Origin of the sequence: Sporosarcina sp. Marseille-Q4063, from assembly GCF_018309085.1 — a bacterium.
Lineage (GTDB): Bacteria > Bacillota > Bacilli > Bacillales_A > Planococcaceae > Sporosarcina.
This window is the reverse complement of the sequence record NZ_CP070502.1, coordinates 3,708,906-3,729,947: the sequence shown is the minus strand read 5'-3', so window position 1 is coordinate 3,729,947 and position 21,042 is coordinate 3,708,906. Positions and strand designations below refer to the sequence as shown.

24 protein-coding genes and 1 riboswitch are annotated in these 21,042 nt (G+C 40.3%); of the genes, 6 read left to right on the top strand and 18 right to left on the bottom strand.

All coding sequences use genetic code 11. From position 1 onward, the window contains the following. Positions 1–27 precede the first annotated feature (27 nt). The 8 genes from JSQ81_RS18735 to JSQ81_RS18700 form a co-directional block, all read right to left on the bottom strand. Positions 28–420, bottom strand: coding sequence for a DUF3397 family protein (locus JSQ81_RS18735; RefSeq protein ID WP_212605497.1), 393 nt, complete (start codon positions 418–420; stop codon positions 28–30). Beyond that, the gene (locus tag JSQ81_RS18730) at positions 417–1,319 is read right to left on the bottom strand and encodes a ketopantoate reductase family protein (protein WP_212605496.1); all 903 of its coding nucleotides are present in this window, start codon (positions 1,317–1,319) and stop codon (positions 417–419) included. The genes JSQ81_RS18735 and JSQ81_RS18730 overlap by 4 nt, the downstream gene beginning before the upstream one ends. A gap of 69 nt (positions 1,320–1,388) precedes the next feature. Next, positions 1,389–2,930 (bottom strand): acyl-CoA carboxylase subunit beta, encoded by a 1,542-nt coding sequence (locus JSQ81_RS18725; RefSeq protein WP_212605495.1) that lies wholly within the window; start codon positions 2,928–2,930, stop codon positions 1,389–1,391. Positions 2,931–2,979: 49 nt separating this feature from the next. After that, positions 2,980–3,195, bottom strand: a complete 216-nt coding sequence (locus JSQ81_RS18720) for a biotin/lipoyl-containing protein (RefSeq protein ID WP_212605494.1) — start codon at positions 3,193–3,195, stop codon at positions 2,980–2,982. A gap of 15 nt (positions 3,196–3,210) precedes the next feature. Next, the gene (locus JSQ81_RS18715) at positions 3,211–4,554 is read right to left on the bottom strand and encodes an acetyl-CoA carboxylase biotin carboxylase subunit (RefSeq protein ID WP_212605493.1); all 1,344 of its coding nucleotides are present in this window, start codon (positions 4,552–4,554) and stop codon (positions 3,211–3,213) included. A 124-nt stretch (positions 4,555–4,678) separates the two neighbouring features. Next, positions 4,679–5,431, bottom strand: a complete 753-nt coding sequence (locus JSQ81_RS18710) for an enoyl-CoA hydratase/isomerase family protein (protein WP_212605492.1) — start codon at positions 5,429–5,431, stop codon at positions 4,679–4,681. Between the two features lie 142 nt (positions 5,432–5,573). Next, positions 5,574–5,747, bottom strand: coding sequence for a 50S ribosomal protein L32 (gene rpmF, locus JSQ81_RS18705; protein WP_172369783.1), 174 nt, complete (start codon positions 5,745–5,747; stop codon positions 5,574–5,576). Positions 5,748–5,774: 27 nt separating this feature from the next. Then, positions 5,775–6,308 carry a YceD family protein gene (locus JSQ81_RS18700; protein ID WP_212605491.1) on the bottom strand — a complete coding sequence of 178 codons (534 nt, stop codon included), beginning with the start codon at positions 6,306–6,308 and terminating at the stop codon, positions 5,775–5,777. Positions 6,309–6,423: 115 nt separating this feature from the next. Between JSQ81_RS18700 and JSQ81_RS18695 the strand changes: the two genes are divergently transcribed. Continuing rightward, the gene (locus JSQ81_RS18695) at positions 6,424–7,656 is read left to right on the top strand and encodes a nucleotidyltransferase (protein WP_371812457.1); all 1,233 of its coding nucleotides are present in this window, start codon (positions 6,424–6,426) and stop codon (positions 7,654–7,656) included. A 143-nt stretch (positions 7,657–7,799) separates the two neighbouring features. Here JSQ81_RS18695 and JSQ81_RS18690 read toward each other — a convergent pair whose 3' ends face one another. From JSQ81_RS18690 to JSQ81_RS18680, 3 genes are all read right to left on the bottom strand, one after another. After that, positions 7,800–9,101 (bottom strand): nucleobase:cation symporter-2 family protein, encoded by a 1,302-nt coding sequence (locus tag JSQ81_RS18690; RefSeq protein WP_212605489.1) that lies wholly within the window; start codon positions 9,099–9,101, stop codon positions 7,800–7,802. Continuing rightward, complete coding sequence (locus JSQ81_RS18685) at positions 9,098–9,685, bottom strand: xanthine phosphoribosyltransferase (protein WP_212605488.1); 588 nt, start codon at positions 9,683–9,685, stop codon at positions 9,098–9,100. Before JSQ81_RS18685 ends, JSQ81_RS18690 begins: the two co-directional genes overlap by 4 nt. A gap of 141 nt (positions 9,686–9,826) precedes the next feature. Next, a riboswitch (purine riboswitch) is annotated at positions 9,827–9,928 on the bottom strand. 90 nt (positions 9,929–10,018) lie between these two features. Then, complete coding sequence (locus tag JSQ81_RS18680) at positions 10,019–11,065, bottom strand: SepM family pheromone-processing serine protease (RefSeq protein ID WP_212605487.1); 1,047 nt, start codon at positions 11,063–11,065, stop codon at positions 10,019–10,021. A 140-nt stretch (positions 11,066–11,205) separates the two neighbouring features. On the opposite strand from JSQ81_RS18680, the gene JSQ81_RS18675 reads away from it, so the two are divergent. Beyond that, positions 11,206–12,093: a hypothetical protein gene (locus JSQ81_RS18675; RefSeq protein WP_212605486.1), complete on the top strand. Its 888-nt coding sequence runs from the start codon at positions 11,206–11,208 to the stop codon at positions 12,091–12,093. 50 nt (positions 12,094–12,143) lie between these two features. Here the strand turns inward: JSQ81_RS18675 and coaD are convergent, their stop codons facing one another. The 3 genes from coaD to JSQ81_RS18660 are packed head-to-tail and all read right to left on the bottom strand — an operon-like array spanning position 12,144 to position 13,489. After that, positions 12,144–12,626, bottom strand: coding sequence for a pantetheine-phosphate adenylyltransferase (gene coaD / locus JSQ81_RS18670; RefSeq protein WP_212605485.1), 483 nt, complete (start codon positions 12,624–12,626; stop codon positions 12,144–12,146). Between the two features lie 10 nt (positions 12,627–12,636). After that, entirely contained in the window at positions 12,637–13,185 is a 549-nt protein-coding gene (rsmD, locus tag JSQ81_RS18665) for a 16S rRNA (guanine(966)-N(2))-methyltransferase RsmD (RefSeq protein ID WP_212605484.1), read from the bottom strand. A gap of 31 nt (positions 13,186–13,216) precedes the next feature. Beyond that, positions 13,217–13,489: a YlbG family protein gene (locus tag JSQ81_RS18660; protein WP_212605483.1), complete on the bottom strand. Its 273-nt coding sequence runs from the start codon at positions 13,487–13,489 to the stop codon at positions 13,217–13,219. 135 nt (positions 13,490–13,624) lie between these two features. Between JSQ81_RS18660 and JSQ81_RS18655 the strand changes: the two genes are divergently transcribed. After that, positions 13,625–14,536 (top strand): glycerophosphodiester phosphodiesterase family protein, encoded by a 912-nt coding sequence (locus JSQ81_RS18655; protein ID WP_212605482.1) that lies wholly within the window; start codon positions 13,625–13,627, stop codon positions 14,534–14,536. 68 nt (positions 14,537–14,604) lie between these two features. On the opposite strand, the gene JSQ81_RS18650 is transcribed toward JSQ81_RS18655, so the two are convergent. Together JSQ81_RS18650 and JSQ81_RS18645 are read right to left on the bottom strand one after the other, a co-directional pair. Beyond that, positions 14,605–15,048, bottom strand: a complete 444-nt coding sequence (locus JSQ81_RS18650) for a YlbF/YmcA family competence regulator (RefSeq protein WP_212605481.1) — start codon at positions 15,046–15,048, stop codon at positions 14,605–14,607. A gap of 75 nt (positions 15,049–15,123) precedes the next feature. Continuing rightward, positions 15,124–16,578, bottom strand: coding sequence for a UDP-N-acetylmuramoyl-L-alanyl-D-glutamate--2,6-diaminopimelate ligase (locus JSQ81_RS18645; RefSeq protein ID WP_212605480.1), 1,455 nt, complete (start codon positions 16,576–16,578; stop codon positions 15,124–15,126). 111 nt (positions 16,579–16,689) lie between these two features. Here JSQ81_RS18645 and JSQ81_RS18640 point away from each other — a divergent pair, with 111 nt between their 5' ends. Next, positions 16,690–17,421 (top strand): amino acid kinase family protein, encoded by a 732-nt coding sequence (locus JSQ81_RS18640; RefSeq protein WP_212605479.1) that lies wholly within the window; start codon positions 16,690–16,692, stop codon positions 17,419–17,421. A gap of 50 nt (positions 17,422–17,471) precedes the next feature. Here the strand turns inward: JSQ81_RS18640 and JSQ81_RS18635 are convergent, their stop codons facing one another. Further along, a complete protein-coding gene (locus tag JSQ81_RS18635; RefSeq protein WP_212605478.1) occupies positions 17,472–18,545 on the bottom strand; it encodes a CAP domain-containing protein in 1,074 nt (357 codons plus the stop codon). A 147-nt stretch (positions 18,546–18,692) separates the two neighbouring features. Here JSQ81_RS18635 and JSQ81_RS18630 point away from each other — a divergent pair, with 147 nt between their 5' ends. Continuing rightward, positions 18,693–19,061 (top strand): YugN family protein, encoded by a 369-nt coding sequence (locus JSQ81_RS18630; protein ID WP_212605477.1) that lies wholly within the window; start codon positions 18,693–18,695, stop codon positions 19,059–19,061. A 105-nt stretch (positions 19,062–19,166) separates the two neighbouring features. Continuing rightward, on the top strand, positions 19,167–20,225 hold the full coding sequence (gene ytvI / locus JSQ81_RS18625; protein WP_212605476.1) for a sporulation integral membrane protein YtvI: 1,059 nt from the start codon (positions 19,167–19,169) through the stop codon (positions 20,223–20,225). 336 nt (positions 20,226–20,561) lie between these two features. On the opposite strand, the gene JSQ81_RS18620 is transcribed toward ytvI, so the two are convergent. Continuing rightward, positions 20,562–21,023: a DUF420 domain-containing protein gene (locus JSQ81_RS18620; RefSeq protein ID WP_212605475.1), complete on the bottom strand. Its 462-nt coding sequence runs from the start codon at positions 21,021–21,023 to the stop codon at positions 20,562–20,564. Between the last annotated feature and the right edge of the window lie 19 nt (positions 21,024–21,042).

The window sequence follows — 21,042 nt, the reverse complement described above, 5'->3', positions numbered from 1 at the left end:
TTAAAGGGCATGATTAAAAATAAACGCTTATAGCGTATATTCCATAATTTTTAGTACCAGGCCGATAAGTAGCAAAATAACATACGAAGAAGATAATAAAAGGAAAAATAATCGCCAAACCTTTCGGAAAAAACGTTTGATCAGAAATTCTTTAACGTTCATCTTTTCGACAATTGAATAGATGATAATAATGATAATCGAGGTGATTGCTATGTAAACGCCAACTAAATCTCCGTAAATCGTTCGTGAAATAATATATACCGAGAGAAATAGAAATGGCGTAGTTAAATCAGCTGCTTGGCCTAGTACAGATGCCGGCGCCGTACCTAATCGTCTGTAGATCATAAGGATTAGAATCGTGATGATATAGGGACAAAATATGAGAACACCAAACAGTACTGATAAAATGGTAGCCGTCATAGTTTTTCTCCCTTGCTTTCAATTGCATAAAGCATTTTTTCTAACATGGCTAGAAGGGGAACGCTTTTATGTAATGCATGAGCCTTTTCAATTACCGCTGTGATGATTGTTTTTATTTCCATCGGGCGACCCGCTAGCCGGTCAGACAACATTGATGATTTATTATGTGCAGTTTTTTGGCAGACGGCTGACACTGCTTCCAGCGAAAGATGGGGTTCCATCTCCGGAAATGCATTGATAAGTTCGTCATATAAAGATACAAAAAGTTCATGACATGATGGATTTGTCAGCAGTTCGCCGTTTTCCACTTCAAGTATCGCGGTTAATGGATTAATCATGCAATTAATCAAAACTTTTCTCATCAATACAAATTCTGCATCCGCATGCCTCTTTACTGGAAAGTTCCCTGAATGCGCGTTTTCAATTATATCGAAAACAGTTGAATCACCTCTCCCCGCTCCAATTGTCACGAGACCTACTCCGTTATGTTGCACAGTATTGTCGTTAAGCCTGCGTGCTCCATGCTCAACAGTTGCAAATGCAAGATGCGGAAGCGATGTGTCGTTCGCCAAGCTGTAATGGTCGAGTCCATTTTGAATGAATAACATGGGATTTTTGATTTCTAAACGATCCAGTTGGATTAATAATTGCTGTAGATCAATATATTTCACGGCGATTATCCAGACACTATCTTGATTATCCATTGGAAAAGCAGTCGTCGCATAAACACGGAATACAGATTCAGAACCATCTTCATTCACTCTTCGAATTCCCTTCTTATTAAGTTCGCTTGATTGTTCTTCCCTTCGAACGACCATTGTGACCTTTAGGCCAGATTCCGATAAATATGAGCCAAGTAGTAATCCGACCGACCCACCCCCGACAATTACGACATCCATCTCCCAAATTCTCCTCTCATATAAATAAGCCCGCATGTTAGCGGGCCTATTCGTTACTCTATTTTTCTATTATACAGGATATACCGGATGTTTTCTCGGTGCTTGTGCAATTTCTTTCGTGCTATACAATTTGAATCGATCAGCAAGGACACTTCTTAAGTCCGACGGCTCGATGATATCGTCGATAATCATTTCCGAGGCCATTTTATAAATATCAATTTCTTCTTGATATTCCCTGTGCTTCTCTTGAACAAAGGCAAGTTTTTCTTTCGGATCTTCAATGGACTCAATTTTGTTTGAGTAGACTGCGTTAACAGCAGCCTCCGGACCCATCACCGCGATTTGCGCGGTTGGAAGCGCGATACAAACATCCGGTTCAAATGCCGGACCCGCCATGGCGTACAAACCTGCGCCGTAAGCTTTTCGAACGATCACTGATATTTTCGGAACTGTAGCAGAACTCATCGCCATAATCAGTTTTGCACCATGGCGAATAATGCCTGCGCGTTCCACGCTAGTTCCAATCATGAATCCCGGTACATCAGCCAGGAATAACAATGGAATTGAAAACGCGTCGCATAAATTGATGAATTTCGTTGCTTTATCCGCCGAATCGACGAACAATACGCCGCCTTTTACTTTAGGCTGATTTGCAATAATTCCTACGGGCTGCCCTTCGATTCTTGCCAACCCCGTAATAATTTCCGGTGCGAACAGCTTTTTCACATCGAAGAAACTGCCTTCATCGATTAATGCATCGATTGCTTCATACATATCGAACGGCGCGTTTTGGTTTTCTGGAATGATCGCTTCTAATGTACGCCCGGCTTTCGCTTCAATCGTATCTTTAATTGCAGGTTTTTCTGTGTAATTTGCCGGGAAGTACTCAAGGTAACGACGCGCTTCTGCAATTGCTTCTTCTTCATTTGCAGCTAATACATCTCCGCACCCGCTAATCGAGCAATGCATGCGAGCGCCGCCCATTTGCTCAAGTGTCACTTTTTCACCGATAACCTTTTCCGCCATGCGCGGTGAGCCAAGATACATCGATGCATTTCCTTCCACCATGACAAGCAGATCACAAAATGCCGGGATATATGCTCCGCCCGCCGCCGATGGACCAAACAAAATACAAATCTGTGGAATGAAACCAGATAATCTTACTTGATTATGGAATATCTTCCCCGCGCCGCGTCGATTCGGGAACATTTCAAGTTGATCCGTGATCCGCGCACCTGCTGAATCGACGAGATATAGCATCGGTACACGATTTTTTTCCGCAATTTCTTGAATCCGAATGATTTTTTCAACAGTTTTAGCACCCCAAGAACCAGCTTTAACTGTCGAATCATTTGCCATCACGCAAACAGTTTGCCCGTTAACTTTCCCCATAGCCGTAACGACACCGTCTGCTGGAAGGTCTCCCGCTTCATAATTTGCGAAACGTCCATCTTCCGTGTATTCCCCGTTATCAAAAAGCAGTGCCAAACGATCTCTCGCAAACATTTTTTTTTGCTCTTTTAGTCGTTCGTGATATTTCGGATGACCGCCCGCAAAGATTTCTTTCAGTTTCGAATCAAGATTTTTATTATATTCCACTTTTTCTACCATCCCAATCCCCTTCCCTTTTTAAAACATGAGTTGACGACGTTCTTCGCGATTACTCCCCTAAAGTAACAAGAACATCGTTTTCATTAACAAAGTCGCCAACATTGACATTTATAGCTGTTACTTTTCCTGCTGTTTCTGCTTCAACCGGAATTTCCATTTTCATTGATTCGAGAACAATCACGACTTGGCCCGCCGCTACTTCTTCTCCTACTGCTACATTTACTGTGAATACTGTTCCCGCCATTGATGATTTTAATTGTGTCATAATCATTTCCTCCTCTTATTTTTTCGACCAGTCAGTGAGAATCGCCGTCGTATAAGTACCCGCCTTGAACGACTCCTCATTCAACACTTCTGTAAATAACGATATATTCGTTTTTAAACCTTCAATTTCAACTTGTTTAAAATAAGTTTTCGATTTTTCAATTGCTTCGTCACGGTTTTTTCCATGGACAATCACTTTTGAAATTAATGGATCATAAAACGGCGTGACTTTCCCGTTTTCTGCGTAGCCGTTATCGATTCGAATGCCGTCCAAAGCGCTTTTGAGATTCAGTTTCGTGATTGTTCCCGGAGACGGCATGAATGTTTTCGGATCTTCCGCATAAACGCGAAATTCCAGTGCATGTCCATTAAGTTGAATGTGATCTTGATTTTTAACTGGAAGTTCATTGCCGCGAGCAACTTCTATTTGCCACTCGACCAAATCGTATCCAGTAACTTCTTCTGTTACAGGGTGCTCAACTTGAAGTCTTGTGTTCATTTCAAGGAAGTAAATTTCATCATTTTCATCGACGATAAATTCTACTGTCCCCGCGTTTTTATAATTCACTGCTTTTGCTGCATCCACCGCTGCCTGATAAAGCCGACTTCTCGTTTCATCCGATAAATTCGGAGACGGCGATTCTTCAATCACTTTTTGATTGCGCCGTTGCACGGAACAATTTCGTTCAAATAAATGAACTATATTTCCAGCATTGTCTCCGAAAATTTGGACTTCAATATGTCTGGCATTTGTAATATACTTTTCAATGAAAACGAGATCATTACCAAAATACATTTTTGCGCGACTTTTCACCGAATCGAACTGTTGACTGAGCGCTTGCTCACTTTCACAACGCACCATACCGACCCCGCCGCCACCTGCACTCGCCTTCAACATAATCGGATATCCGATTGTTTTTGCGACACTAAGTGCTTCTTCTAGTGAATCCACGCCGTCGTCAGTCCCAGGTACAACTGGAACGGATGCGGCCTTCATCGTAGACCTCGAGCCGACTTTGTCCCCCATCTCAGAAATCGTCAAAGCGTCCGGTCCAATAAATTTCAAACCTGCTTCTGTCACTTGAGATGCAAAATCGGCGTTTTCAGACAGCAACCCATACCCTGGATGAATGCCATCCGCCCCTTCGCGAATCGCAATTTCTAAAATTTCTTCCCCTTTTAAGTATGACTGCTGTACCGGCGGTGGCCCGATTAAAAACGCTGCATCCGCTTCTTTTACAAACGGCATATTTTCGTCAGCTTCAGAATGAATCGCAATTGTTTCAATGCCAAGACGTTTGCACGTATGTATCATCCTACTTGCAATTTCCCCACGATTTGCAATCAGTATCTTTTTCATGTATTTCATCCCCCAAACTTTTTGAAAGTGGAATCTCCCATTCACTTACTAGTTTATACGATAAGTGAAACCGTTTTCAACCTTTGTCTGAAATTAGTCTATTTTCATTCGCTAAAATCAGGCTTCATTGCAAAAAGCGTTTGACTGCATCATGATGTGCTTCGCTTTCCCAAAGAATTGAGCAATGCTGAGCTTCTCCCACCATTCGGTCTTTGATAAAATCCGCAGTCCATTTACGGATCGCGATGGTTTTATAGGCTCTGTGGACCGATGGATGTATTTTCAACATCTTCTCTAGAAACATTTCCAGTCCCTCTTCTGCAGTCCCGCTATACAATTCAGTCGCCCATCCAATCTCTAACATTTCTTGTGCGCTATGAACTTCTGCTTCGGATAATAAACGGAATACTTGGTCATGCTTGCCGAATTTCTCGAATAATAATGTAGCGCCGCCCCAACCGGTTGTGATCGCGAGTGTTCCCTGTATGAAACCCGCTTTTGCTTTTTCTGAAACAACACGGTAATCGCATGCTGTTGCAAGCTCGCAGCCGCCGCCGACAGCGGTTCCGTTCACCAGAGCAATCACAGGCATCGGAAGCGTCGCGACTCGATGCAAGAGGCCTGCCATTCGGCTGAGCATCGGAAACGAATCGTCTGCAGTTTGAAGGTCCTGGTATTCAACCAAATCTCCTCCTGAACAAAACGCACGGTCGCCCGCCCCCGTGATGACAACGAATGAGATGTCTGAATTATTTTCGATCTTCTCTAAAAATGATTCAAGCCCATCGACTACTTCTGTATTTATAGCATTTCTCATTTTAGGTCGATCAATCATGAATGTCGCAATGTTTGCTTCGATTGTAATTTTGAATGCCAAATAAATTGCACCTCCGTTATGATAAATCAAGTATACCAATTGAAGGAATTTTTCGCATAGAAAAAAGGCTACCGAGATCCATGGTCTCACGGTAGCCTTTATAGAGTACGTTCAAAAACATTCTCTATGTATACGAATTTAATTATTCGCCTACGATTTCTTTTCCTTTGTAGTGACCGCATGATTTACAAATGCGGTGTGCTAGCTTTTGTTCGCCACAGTTATCACATGTAGCCATTCCTGGTACTTGTAGTTTAAAATGTGTACGACGTTTTTTTGTTACAGTTTTAGATGTTCTTCTTTTTGGTACAGCCATCTGGGGCACCTCCTTAAACGAATTACCTTATTCGTCTTTCTTCTCAAATAAGTTTGCCAATCCGGCAAGCCTCGGATCCACTTTTGTTTCACGTTCTTTTTGGAGCCGAGCATTGTACTCCTCGTCGGTCGCATATGACCAACCTTTACCTTCAGCCGTCTTCATATCTTCAGCATCATCGCTGTAAACTTGAAGGGGCACCTCAAGGAGGACGAGCTCCTCAAAGACTGGAGTTAAGTCAACAAAGTCTCCGCTGACTTGATGAATTTCATCATCGGCCGCTAGTTCCGTTTCATCCCAACTGAATCGTTCAGTCGATTCAATTAAAAATGGAAAAGCGACATCTTCCCACGTTCGGGCACAAGGCAGTATCAGCGTTCCTTCAAGCCGGAATCGGCACGCGAGATTACTCGAGCCAATTGTACAACTTCCGGTTACATGGATAGGCTTGATATCCCGGATTTCCGGGTTCCGTTTTTTAACGGAATCAAGGTTAACCGTTTCGTCAAACGGCATGTCCCCTTGCCTGTATCTCTGCAATTGATTGATGGACCATTTCATGTCGATCACCTCAAGACAACATTCTTGATTATATAATGGGAACAAAGGGATGTCAAGATATTTTCTTGTCACTTCACCGTTCCCATAGGTATAATAATATCATTGTAACAAAGGAGTGACAGCTTTGAAAGCAACTGGAATTATTGTTGAATATAATCCGTTCCATAATGGACATAAATTTCACGCTTCGCAAGCACGAAAGACGACAAATGCAGACATTGTAATCGCCGTCATGAGCGGGAATTTCTTGCAGCGAGGAGAACCAGCTTTTGTCGATAAATGGTCTCGCACGAATATGGCGCTTCAAAACGGCGTCGATCTTGTATTTGAACTTCCTTATGCATTCGCAACTGCACATGCCCCTGTATTTGCACAAGGAGCCATTCAGATTCTGGATGCCGCACGCTGTCAATCCTTTTGTTTTGGAAGTGAAGACGGCAATATAGAACCTTTTAACAATAGTTTGGAGCTATTAACCAATGCAGAATATGAATATGAACAAACTGTTAAAGAATCTGTACAGGAAGGGATTAGTTATCCCAAAGCACTTAATTTGGCATATCAACAAGCCATTCAATCATCCGCTTCAGATATGACTTTTGCTGATTTAACGAAGCCGAATAATATTTTGGGTTTTCATTATTTACAAGCGGCCCAGAACATCCAATCGTCTATGAAAGCTGCGACCATATCCCGTATTGTTGCAGACTATCATGATGATGCAGTCGAAGGGAATTCTATCGCAAGCGCTACTGGAATTCGTAAATCTTTTTTCGAATCAAATTCGCTTGACGCTGTACAAGGATTTTATCCAACGGAAACTTATGATGCATTACGCGAATGGCAAGCCGAACGCCAATCATTTGGGAACTGGGATACATTCTATCCTTTTTTAAGATTTACCATCCTTCGGGAAGGACCCGAAAAACTGAGTCAAATCGCTGACGTGACAGAAGGCATTGAAAACTTATTTTATCGCGCTGCCGAAACAAGCGAGACATTTGATGCGTTTATGAATAAAGTCAAATCGAAGCGGTATACATGGACCAGAATTCAACGCATGCTCACCCATATTTTCACCGGATTTACGTATGATATACGCCGTAAAATCGAATCGCCTTCTTATTTACGTTTGTTAGGCATGACGCAAGCTGGAAGACTTTATTTGAATGAAAATAAAAAGGACTTAAAACTCCCGCTTGTCAGTAAAGTAGCCGCCTTCACGGATCCATCTATGAAAATGGATGTTCATGCAACAGATATGTATGCACTTGGGATTGCCAAGGCAACTGGGCAGACCCAAATTGGCGCTGATTATCAGCATGCGCCAATTTTTATACGTGATTGACTTGGAAACGTTTCGTGCAAAGTAAGAAACATTTTCACGGAAGAAGGAAACGCTTTGATCGAACTTGGAAACGTTTCACGCAAATTCCATATAAAAAAGCATAGAGGAATTATGCCAATTCCCCTATGCTTCAAAATTACCTCTTAAATTTTCTGTTCCGCTAAAGTCGCTTGCTTTTTCTTCGGTGACGGGAGCATATTGAATAATATATTCAACACAATTGCCGTCAAACTCCCCGCAACGATTCCGTTACTTGTAAACATTTGAAGGCTTTTTGGAAGGTTCGCAAATAACTCAGGTGCTACTGTGACGCCTAGACCGATTCCGATGGAACAAGCAATGATCATCGGATTTTCTTGCGATGACGTAAAGGTTTTACTTAGCATTTTAATCCCTTGAGAAATAACCATCCCGAACATCGCAATCATTGCTCCGCCTAAAACAGGAGTTGGAATAATTGTTGTCAGCGCAGCGATTTTTGGTACAAAACCCAGCGTGATAAGCATTAGACCCGTAATGAAAATAACCTTTCTTGATTTAACGCCCGACATTTGGATTAACCCGACGTTTTGTGAAAAGGTCGTATACGGGAACGCGTTAAATAGCCCACCTAATAATACAGCGATTCCTTCTGCACGATACCCTTTTGCCAGGTCATTCTTCTTTAATTTCCGCTCGCAAATATCCCCTAATGCAAAATAAACGCCAGTCGATTCAACTAAAGAAACCATTGCCACAAGAATCATCGTTAAGATTGCAGACCATTCAAAAGTAGGCAATCCAAAATAAAATGGCTTCACCATATGAAAAACAGAAGCTTCGGCAACAGGTGCAAAATCGACAATGCCCATTAACATCGCGACAGCTGAACCGACGAGCAACCCTAGCAAAATAGAGATTGCTCTCATAAAACCTTTAGATAATCTAAACAATACAATAATAAAAAGCAATGTTCCGAAAGCTAGTGAAATATTCGTCAATGAGCCGAAATCGCTCGCGCCTTTACCGCCGCCTACATTATTAATCGCAACAGGAATTAGTGTGATTCCAATAATTGTCACGACTGATCCAGTAACTACGGGTGGAAAAAAACGAACCAGACTTCCAAAAAAACTACTGATAACAATAACAAATAGTCCCGACACAAGAATTGCACCGTAAATTGCAGAAATCCCAAATTCTCCGCCAATTGCAATCATCGGGCCGACTGCTGTAAACGTACAGCCTAAAACAACGGGAAGCCCGATCCCGAAGAAACGGTTATTCATGATTTGTAAAATTGTAGCAACACCGCACATCAATATATCGATAGAAACAAGATAGGTAAGCTGAACCGAAGTTAGTCCAAGTGCCTCTCCAACAATCAGAGGAACAATAACTGCTCCTGCGTACATCGCGAGTACATGTTGGATACTTAATGCCGCCGTTCTAGTACCATTTTTCATTTGGAAGCTACCTCGCTAAAAAATTCGACTTTACCATTTTCTAAAGAGCGAATGTTGGCAAGTGACTCAACACGGATGCCTTGCTCCCGTATCGCAGCGCCGCCTGGTTGGAAGCCCTTTTCGATGACAATTCCCACGCCTGCCAACCCGGCTTTAGCTTGTTCAATAATATCGACTAGGCCATGAACAGCTTGTCCATTCGCCAAAAAGTCATCAATAACGAGCACGACATCATCAGCTAGCAGGAAATCTTTCGACACGGAAATATCGTTCGTTTCATTTTTGGTGTATGAATGAACACTCGATGTAAATAAGTGATCGGTTAATGTAAGTGATTTTCTTTTTCTAGCGAAAATAACTGGCACGCCCAAATACAAACCTGCCATCATTGCTGGTGCAATACCCGATGATTCTATTGATAATATTTTAGTTATGTTCGAATCTGCGAATCGTGTTGCAAACTCTTTGCCCACTTCTTGCATCAATTCGGGATCGATCTGATGATTTAAAAAAGAATCGACTTTCAACACCGATTCGGATAATACCTTGCCTTCTTGTATAATCTTATTCTTTAATTGTTCCACTATATGGTTCTCCCTTCATATTTCACGATCTGAGGACAAAAAAAGCCCAAAGACCGTGCATCCAATCATGACTAGAGTGGAGCAATGTCCTTCGAGCTTTTTCGAAAGGAAATGAAAAGGAGACATGCTTAAACATTGCATGACCCTTCCATTGCTTCTCATAGTCGATTTGTTTACGGCAAATCGGTAGAAACTTGCAGGCCATATCCCCGCGATTATATGAGTGAATGTATTAGAATGTTTATATTGTAACATGTGTTTTTCGTTTTTCAATAGGTTTAAATTGTAATGTAAAATTCACATACTTCTATATTTTTCAAGACTTTATGCCGCTCATTTCGGTTCTTGCTTTTCCAAGTAGTCGAGCGCATCATCAATCGTTTTTACTGGAACGATTTTCATTTTTGTGCCGATTTTTTTCGCCATGGCTTTTGCTTCCTCGTAATTTGTTTGTAACCCTGGATTTTTGTCTAACACTTCTTTGGGAATCTCATCATCCGGAGCGAAGAATATTTCAACACCTTTACGCGATGCGGCAATTACTTTGAAATCGGCTCCTCCGATTCTTCCGACCGTTCCATCTTCCAACATTTCTCCAGTACCTGCTATGTTGTATCCTTTTGTGAGATCTTCATCAATTAGTCGATTCATTATTTCTAATGTAAACATTAGCCCTGCCGAAGGTCCGCCAATATTTGATGTGTGCATTGTTACTTCAGGTTCTGTCGTTAATGTTCGGTCTTCTAGAAATTGAACACCCAATCCGACGCGTCCATCACCATCAGGTATTTCTTTTAATTTGACGATTACATTTTTTTCATCGTCTTTTCGTTTTAACGATAGACTTACTTCGTCATCTTTAAGTTTTCGAGAAATAATGTCGGCAAACTGACCAGATTCTTTTAATTGAACGCCGTCTACTACTAGAATTTTGTCGCCTGCTTCCAAAATACCATCAGCTGCGCTATCCTCTAACACGCTCATAACTGACACCCCGTCAAAGGTTACATCAATTGGGATATCAGCTCTATCAAAAGCAACTGTTATCGCATTATACTGCGAGTCGGACATTAACCTCTTTTGGCGCACATTATATTCTGTTTCACTTTCACCCGATCTTCGAACCTGCTTTGCCGGTAGAATTTTGCGTTGATCTGAAAACTGTGCATAGACGTATGACGCAGCCGTTGCTTTTGATAATGAAATCGTCATTAAACTAAACGTGCCGACATCATTCTCATCTCCGTTTTCTACGTCTACCAATGGCGTCAGGTCATATGCCCCGCCCGGTTTAGATATGTAAATGTCCATCGGATAAACAAACAGTATCGCGATTAATATAAGTAAAATTCCAGTTATGCCGATTCTTTTCGGATTCATTTTTGCGCACCTCCAATTATTAATAGCCTGTACGGTTTTGACATATATAGTAGTGTATCGGATTAATTTCATTATTTTTTACTCCCTAAGCGGAAGGAGCGGAGTGCATGTACGCTAAACTAGATGAATGCACATACTAGATGATAAACATCTTTATTATATGGGGGTTAATCCTACTCTTTATCTTACAACCGGGTGTTGCACATGACGGCGCCGAAGCAGGTGCGAAACTATTTGTTCACGCGTTGCTTCCTTATTTACTTCCCTACATTATTTTAACTCAATGGTTATTAAAAATGCCGGCAACCAAGAAGGTAGTAGCCCCATGGAAAAAATTTGTGAAAGCCTATGTACTCGGTTCATTTGGCGGATTTCCGGTTGGTGCTGTTACTGTATCGGAAATGACAAAAAATGAAGAGTTGACTCGAAAACAAGCCGGACTTCTATTAGCCTCTTGCCATGCGCCCGGACCAATGTTTGTTATCGGTTTTGTGGGAATTGAACTTTTTGGTGATATTAACACTGGTTGGAAGTTATTAATTGCAATCCATATCGCAAATATTATTTTCTTTTTCATGACATTGCTATTTATAAAGAATGATCAAGAATTAAAAGGCGATATTCAACCACCGGTAACCAAACGATCGACTATGCCACTTCTCGATTCATTAAAGGATAGCTCGGAAATTATTATTCTTGTCGCAACAACCGTTATTTTTTTCTCCGCTTTAGGAATTGTTTTATCCAGTGTCATCGCATCCGCTTTTTCTGTTGACACGGGAATCGCTCAAACAGTAACTTTGGCCATTTTCGAAATGACTTCAGGCGTGCAATCCGCCACGACTCATTTTAGCGGGCTAACAATCTATCCGCTACTAATTGCGGCTATTATTTCTATGAACGGATTTAGTATTCATATTCAAGTTGCGGTAATTGCTAAATCAGCTAAGGTTTCAATGCGTCCTTACCTTATCGGAAGAATCTGGTGCATTTTAATCGTCCCGATACTATTTTATTTATTATTATAATAAAAGAAGGCTATCATGAATGGATGCCCATGATAGCCTTTTTCAGACTATTATTTTGCGAATTTTTTCTTCAATGCTTCTTCTACTTGTACTGGAACAAGTTCCGAAATATCTCCGCCATATTGCGCGACTTCTTTTACGATACTTGAGCTTAGGAACGAATATTGGTTATTCGTCATGATGAAGAACGTTTCAATATTTTCGTCTAGAACACGGTTCATCGATGTAATTTGCATTTCATACTCGAAGTCAGTAACCGCCCGTAGTCCACGGACAACTGCGACTGCCCCGACTCTTTCAGCATAGTCAATCATTAATCCGGTGGAAGTTTCTATCTTTACATTTGGAATCGACCTCGTCACTTGCCTAATCAAATCCATTCGTTCATCAACACTGAATAGATAGTTCTTTGATGAGTTATGCATGATGGCGACATTCACTTGTCCAAAAACCTTCGCCGCTCGTTTAATAATATCAAGATGTCCATTGGTGATTGGATCAAAACTACCAGGGACAACTACTATTTTAGACATTCATAAAACCTCATTTCTCGTAAATTGATATCGCAATATTGCCGTACTTTGAAGATTTCTTTTTCCGGAATTCGCCGTAAGACTCCGGTAATTCTGTTTTATGATCATGTTCGCAAACGATAACAGCGCTTTCAGCAAGAAGACCAGCATCCGCTATTTTCTCGCCTAGTTGATAAAATTCATTTTGGGCATAGGGTGGATCTATGAAAAGCAAATCAATCTTCTCATTATTTTGTTGCAATATTTTGGATGCGTTTCTTGCATCAGCTTGCTTAATATGTACAATTTCGTCGTACTGGCATTTCTCCACATTGGATCGTATAACCGCACATGCTTTTCTATTTTTTTCAAATACATATGCTTTCTCAGCGCCTCGAGATAGAGCTTCTAGGGAAAGTGCTCCGCTGCCGCCAAACAGTTCCACTACGATTCCGCCGTTAAAATATGGACCAATCATATTGAATACGGACTCTTTAACCTTATCCAATGTTGGACGAGTATGCACGCCTTCTAAAGATTTAAGGCGCAAACCTTTTTTTGCTCCCGCAATAATTCTCACTGCTACTCAACCTCTCCCGTATTATAGCTGCTTACAGTCCCGTTTTATAATCATATTCCTTTGCTTTATCTGGTTTTGCATTTTCGTAAGTTGTTTTTACAAATGGACGGTAAGAAGGCAATACCTTTTTAACAGTCGGAAGTTGCTCTACTTTGTTAATGACGGATTCTACCTCTTCTTGATTGCAGTAGAGAACGACATATTTCATTTTCTTTGATATATAATGAACATGACCATACTTTCGAAGCGATTTCGCCTGTCTCAAGTGATGGAGATAAATGATTACACCTTGTCGATCAATCATAAGAATTCCCCTCTTTTCCTACTCCCTACAATACCATATGTCAGAAATGGGCTGCAACTTACATATAGCTGACAAGTAGAGACTTATAACTTATAATTAAAAAAGTACATACTTTCAGATGAAGGAGGATCCATTTTGGGTAGAAAAACTAAAGTTGCCATATCCGTAGGTGCTGCCGGTATAGCTGCATGGGCTGCTTCTAAAGCAGTTGCCAAACCTGTCGTGCGCGAAAGTAAAAAAGCACTTGAATTCGATAACCCTATCGTTTTAGCAAATCGGGGTGGTCTGTTCGGTGCCCCTGAAAATACATTATCGGCATTTACAAATTCCGCCTCACTTGGCGTTCATGGGTTTTCTGTTGATATCCGTTTAACAAAAGATGAAGAAATACTTGTTTTTCATGACGAATATATAGATGATACTACGAATCTTGCTGGGAAAGTAGCCGATTTCACATTACAAGAACTAAAAGATAGCGATGCCGGCTACCAATTCACCGATGAAAATGGCGCGTATCCTTTCCGCGGAAAAGGCGAGAAATTGATTTCACTGAAAGAACTTCTGGATCGGTTTCCACATATGTTTGTCAGTATCAACATGAAGGAATCCCCCGACACATATGAAGGAAGCCTTATGCCCTCTAAATTATGGCGTCTAATTGAAGAATCGAGTGCAGAAGACCGGGTCGCAGTTACGAGCTCCTATGATGAACAAATTGATCGTTTTAATTTATATGCGCAAAACCGAGTTGCTACAGGCGCCGGAGACGATGAAGTGAAGAAATCATATGCAGCCTATGCAAGTCAATTCGGACATTTGTATAATCCGCAAGCTGATATGTTTCAAGCTCCAGAGAAGCTCGGCATTTTTTCTCTTAGCAGCGAAGGATTTATTACCTTTTTATCCAAGTTAAATATCCCAATCTATTATAAGGATATTGATGATGAAAATGCTATCCTTTCAATGATTAATAATGGGGCCGCTGGTTTTATCACTAGTAAACCTGAACTCGTTATGCAAGTCATCCACGAAAATACAAGTGAGTAAGAAACAACTGTATTTTTCACAAAAAAACACCTTATTTCTGTCATCTTAACCAGAAATAAGGTGTAACATTACGCGGAACACGAACAACTTCCACCAGATCCGCAACCACTTCCACAAGAAGAATCCGCGAAGAATGCACTTCCAGCCGGAACTTTAACTGAGTCTGAGACAGATCTCGCAATAATTGATCCAACCTCATCATATAAATATTGAACATCGTTTTCAGCGAGACGTAGTGCGGCAACCTGTTCATTCATATCAAGCGCTCGTTTCTGCAGCCTGATCTCTTTCATGACGTGGCTATAATCCGGATGGTAGCGCCCGAATCGCTGTACTTCTTCATAGCGTTCTTTCATCTCCGTGAATTCTTTTATCGATTTCACAAGGAGGTCATTCGAATAGACCGCTTTATAACATTTATTGTACTCTTCCATTACATCCGAAGAGAGTATATAATCGGCGAGTTCTTCCGCGTGTTCTAAAATCGTGACCCATTCATCGGTCATCAACATAGATTTCATCCCCTCCATTTACTCTTCTATCATAACAGAATTTTTCAACCCCGTGAATGTAATAATCTTTTTTCTCTATTTCTCTTCTTTTTGAAGCAGCGCCTCTTTAGCAATTTTCATATCTGAAAATGGAAAAACCCCTTCGGCTGTGTGTTGAATTTTTTCGTGTCCCTTTCCCGCAATAAGTACGATATCACCGGTACCCGCCATATTAATCGCTTTTTGAATGGCTAACTCCCGGTTCGGTTCGATGATAATTTCTTTCGTGTTATCCGTTATCCCCGCAATAATATCTTCGATGATCGCCATTGGGTCTTCGTTTCTGGGATTATCTGTCGTAATAATTACGTCCGAGGAATAAATAGATGCAATTTGACCCATCTCCGCTCTTTTCCCCTTATCTCGCTCGCCGCCGCAACCGAAAACAGTGATTAGTCTTCCTAAAGATGTTTTCATCAAAGAACATAAAACACCTTGAAGCGCATCCGGGGTGTGCGCGTAATCGATGACGACAGATACATTTGATTTGTTTACTTGTTGCATTCTGCCTTCTGGCAATCGTAAAGAATCGACGTACGGTAAAATAGATGAAAATCGATAGGATAAGGAGTGAAGAACGCTAATTGCCGCTACCGCATTCATACGATTAAATTCTCCGAGCAGGGGCAGAAAAAACTCACCGCGCTCTTTCCCGCACTCAATAAGTAGTTTTTGCTCTTTAATTTCAAGGCGTATATCTGAATCGGGACATGTTCCAAAATAAGTGCATTGTTTAGCCACAGATCGCATCATTTGCACACACACCGGGTCATCCCGATTAACGATGACCTTCTTCGCCATCAGCAGTAATTTCTTCTTTGCATCAATATACGATTTTTTTCCACCGTGTTCATCGTAATGATCCGAACCAACATTCAATAATAACCCGATATCAATTTTACAATGCTCTAGCCGATAAGTCGATAGTCCCAATGAGGAAGCTTCTAAAACTATATGGGTAACGCCATTTTCCAAACAACTCGCTAACAATGGATGTAAGTGTTCCGCAGACAAAGTCGTCATTTGCGGCACATTATAATTAAATGAAATACCATTTATGAAAATTCCCGTCGTGCCGATTACCGCAACCCGTAGACCTTGCATCATTAATAACTGACCAATGAAATGGCTGACTGTTGTTTTACCATTCGTTCCTGTCACAGCAATGATCGTTAAATGGTCAGCAGGGTTATGCGCCAGTTCCGCGCTAGCATGGGATATAAAAAGTCGACCATCTGGAACAGTAATGATTGGAATGCTGTTCGGCAGGTTTCGAAAGATTGGCTTATCAATCACAATTGCCACTGCCCCAGCATTAATCGCCTCCTCTATAAAAAAAGTACCATCATATTTATTTCCTTTTCTCGCAACAAATATGAAACCGGGCTTTACATCCAGTGAGTTTTCAGTAATCCCTTTTACAGCTACTCTATAATTCCCGCCAGCAATCGTACACGGCCAGTCTTTTAATAACTCCTGTAAAAGCAGCACCCGACTCCCCTTCCCGAACGTTTTTATTTTTATCGAATATATTGAGAGCAAACCTACTTTATCCTATGAACAAGGAGTTTCAAATGTCACGAAGAAAATTGGGGGACGCGTATGATTATTCAAAAATTCGGCGGAGTCGCCATGCAAAATGAAGAAATGCGAATGAAATGCATCAACCACATAAAAGATGGGATTGAGAAATTTAAAAAAATAGTCGTTGTCGTCTCTGCAATTGGCCGTCTCGGCGACCCATACGCCACAGATAGCCTTCTAAACCTGTCAAAGGCATTCTCATCCGATAAAGCAGCCAAGGACCTCGTCGCATCGTGTGGAGAGCTTATTGCTGCAAGTGTTCTTTCCGCTGAATTACATCAATTTGGCATTGGCAATAAGATCCTTCATGGAATGCAAGCCGGAATTGTGACTTCGGGAGACTATGGCGATGCTTCAATATTGACCATTGACACAACAACAATTTATCACTATTTACAAGAAGTTAATTGTGTTATCATTCCAGGTTTTCAGGGCATGGACAAAAAAGGAAACATAATGACCCTCGGTAGAGGTGGCAGCGATTTAACCGCCGTCGCATTAGGAGATGCCCTTCAAGCTTCACATGTGCAATTTTTCAAAGATGTCCCTGGTGTAATGACCGAAGACCCCGCAATCATCAAGAGTGGTCAAAAATTGGATTCACTTAGCTTTGACGAGTTTCTAGACTTTCTTAACTGTGAAAAGCCTATTATACAAAAACGCGCAGCATTACACGCAAAAAAAACAGCGACGCCTCTTTATATTCGAGGCATCACTGGAACTGAAAAAGGAACGTGGATTACAAACTGACTTCGATAAAATACAGGGCGGATAATCATTTCCGTCCCTATATTGTTTTTTTACTTCCTTCTCACATCTTCTTTTGATGCTTTAATAAAGTCTTGGGTATAATAGTTCCCATAAGAACCGGTTCCCATATGAGTAAAATCCTTATCCAGGAGAATACTTCGGTGAGCAGTTGAATTTAACCATCCATGAACTACCCCAATCGCATCTACATAATCGAAGGCAATATTCTCCGCGGCTTTACGATGTTCAATCATGGCTTCGTCCAACCGATCAGAAAGTTTTTCGGAATCCGTTGACTCTTCTGTCGAGTAATTTTCCAACGCCATTTTCTCACTATGTTTTCGCGCAAATATATTTAAATCATAATCATTAATTAACGCCGGAACGTTAAATTTTTGTCGATACAAGTTTGTGATTTCAAATATTTGCCGCTCCGCTGTTCGATTAACCTCCAGTTGCAAAGTTGAAGAAGGAGGCTTTGAAACAATTAATTCCCCCATATAGGTCATTTCATATGGTTGATGAAGAACAAGTGTTTCAGGATTAATAAATCTTACAGCTATCAAATCGCCACTTTCATTATCTAAATATAATTGAACGAATAAATCTTTATAAATAATTAGCAATCGCGTTTTTAAGTCTTCGCTATTTAAAGAAAAAGTATATATATTCTCATCAATCATGACATCGACTTCAGAACCTACAATTGTAAAGCGGAATATATCGTCTATATTTTGACCTATTTGGAAAGGATTGATATCCGCCTCCAATTCGGTGGTGTATATTTGATTAACAATTCCCTTGTCATTAACACCAGCCATAAACTTCAAGCCATTTAAATAGACCCACCAGTCATAGCCATATCCAGACGGTTCAACTCGAGTTGGTTCCCCCCACTCTTCAACCAGTGTTTCAGCTTTGTCCCCTACAAAAACGGACAACCCTTTTTCTGGACGAGATGTTTGCGGGATTGGGGCTCCGACTCCTTTGTCGGTGACCGGCATAGCCGTTCCATGCTTTACCGGAGATTGCAGCGGTTCATTTTCTTTTACACGGTTTCCGGTAAAATAAAAAATAGCTAAAGCAACAAGTAACAAAATGGCTACCCTTATTATTATTTTCACTACAATCCCCGCTTTCATTTATAAATTGATATTAACAAGCCTACATCTACTGGACACAATGTTGTCATTGCAACTATTGTGAAATTGTTCTATTATGGATATGTATAGAGCATTCGCTGGACGATATTTTGGAGGAGGATTCAAAACATGTATTTTGAAAATACTGGTATTGAAGATATTGTTGCTGATTTACTAATACTCGATGAAGTAATGCTTGAACATGATTTAGTTCGAGCAGGACAATGGGACTACGAACGGGTAACATACGATAAAAAATATGTAATTAAAGACGGTACATATTATTTACGTATTTTTGGTTACACTAAAGATGGTGACGTTGATAAACGAGACGCAATCATGAACCTGAAAAAACCTGTAATAGGTAAACATTATTATCCATTTGGCGTTGAGTACGGCGAAGATGAAAACTTCCCGAAAAGTCTTCTAAAAGACTGCCAAGCAACACTGGAAGCAGTTCATAAAGCCCTACAACCATACAATATGAATAAAGCATAATGTGGCTTGTACCGGAGAACATTTCGTTCTCCGGTTTTTTTTGCCTATTCAAAATGATATTCTTGGTTATAATGGATTTATAAGACAAGTTTGGGGGTATGGCATTTGGCAAAATGGTTTACAAAACGCAACTTTTTTATTGCACTCAGTATTATCCTTATTATTCTTTGTTTTATTTATATCATTCCCGTATCCTTACCCATTATTTTAGCACTTTTTACTGCGCTACTGATCGATCCTCTTGTTAATTTAACAGAAAAGAAATTTAAATGGAAAAGGAAAGTAGCCGTCATATCAGTTTTTATTTTTATTTTAGTTATTATTTCTTCTTTACTCTATTATACGGTAACTCGACTCATCGGAAAAATAATCGATTTTACAAAAGCAGCACCGGGTCACTTTAATACATTATCCGGTATTTGGATTGATATGCAAAACAAATTGTTTCAATATACAGCGGGTATGCCTGCAGAAGTTATTGAATCAATTCAAAAAGAATTCAAAACAATATTCGAATCAATGAGCAAAGCAATTCTTGAACTTTTAAGTTATGAAAAAATCACTGCGCTTTTAGCGGATGTGCCAAACTTCCTTGTAAGTTTAATCGTTTTCATTATCGCGCTTTTTCTCTTTATGCTTGAGTTGCCGGAATTGAAAAAAATGGCTTTTAAGTACTTAACACAAGAAACTGCGGAAAAAGTTCGCTTTATGGTTTCAAAGCTGAATTCCATCGTTTTCGGCTTTGCTAAAGCCCAGTTTCTAGTTAGTTTAATCATTTTAGCCGCTACATTCGTAGGACTCTTACTCATAAAACCTCAATATGCGATTGTCATGTCATTAGTTATTTGGATCATTGATTTAATTCCTATTTTAGGTTCAATTATTATTTTAGCTCCGTGGGCTTTATATTACTTTGTCAGCGGAGATGTTTCAACCGGGTCACAACTTACGTTTCTTGCCATCGTTCTTCTAGTCATTCGAAGAACCGTGGAACCGAAAGTCATGGGATCACAAATCGGACTTAAACCACTACCCACTTTAATCGCCATGTTTATCGGTTTAAAATTATTTGGTTTTATCGGCTTCTTCCTTGGCCCACTATTAGTAATCTTATTCACAACAGCCCGTGAAGCCGGGATTATTCGGATTAATTTTAGAATCTGATGATGATATTTGATTACTAAGTAATTAATGACCATTTTGTATAACTATATGTAGCAGGCCGTCTAGGATAGGCGGCTTTTTTATTATTAGAAATTTTGCTTGCACTTGTAGGCGGTTCGCTTGCACTCCGATGAATTTTGCTTGCACTTGAAAGTGTTTTGGTTGCACTCACAATACATTTACTTGCACTCAAAAGAATTTGCTTGCAAGTCGGGACCTTCCTCACATATGAAAGCTACCCCTCAGCCGCCCGGAATGGAAATCAACGGACAGGATAAACTAGATAATATAAACAAAAAAAGTATGTAAGGAATAAATCCTCTCATACTTTTTAATTTACAATCCAAATATCGCTCTAAACATAGAAGTTGTTTCTCCGCCTGTGTAGAAAACATATAACAGCAGATAAACCATAACGCCCGTAATTGCCGAAAAGAACCAGATAACACTTGAAATCGGGCCGATTTTTCGGTGTTTTTCAAGATCGTTTTTGAAACCTGCTCGGATTGTAATGACACCCATAATCGCACCTATTATAGAAAGTATTATATGGAACACCAAAAAAATCGTATAATATAGTTTCAAACTATCTGGTCCACCGAAGGAGGTATTACCAACTACAATTGTACGGGAAATATAAATAATGAAGAAAAGAACTGCCGAAACAGCAGCTGCAATCATCATTTTTTTATGTGCTTCGATTTTCCTTTTCCTGATTAAATTCCATCCAATAGCTACAAACACCGCAGAAAGAATGATAAAAATTGTACTTAGCGTGGGTAAAAAAGGTACAGTCATTCTTTAATCTCCCCTTCAT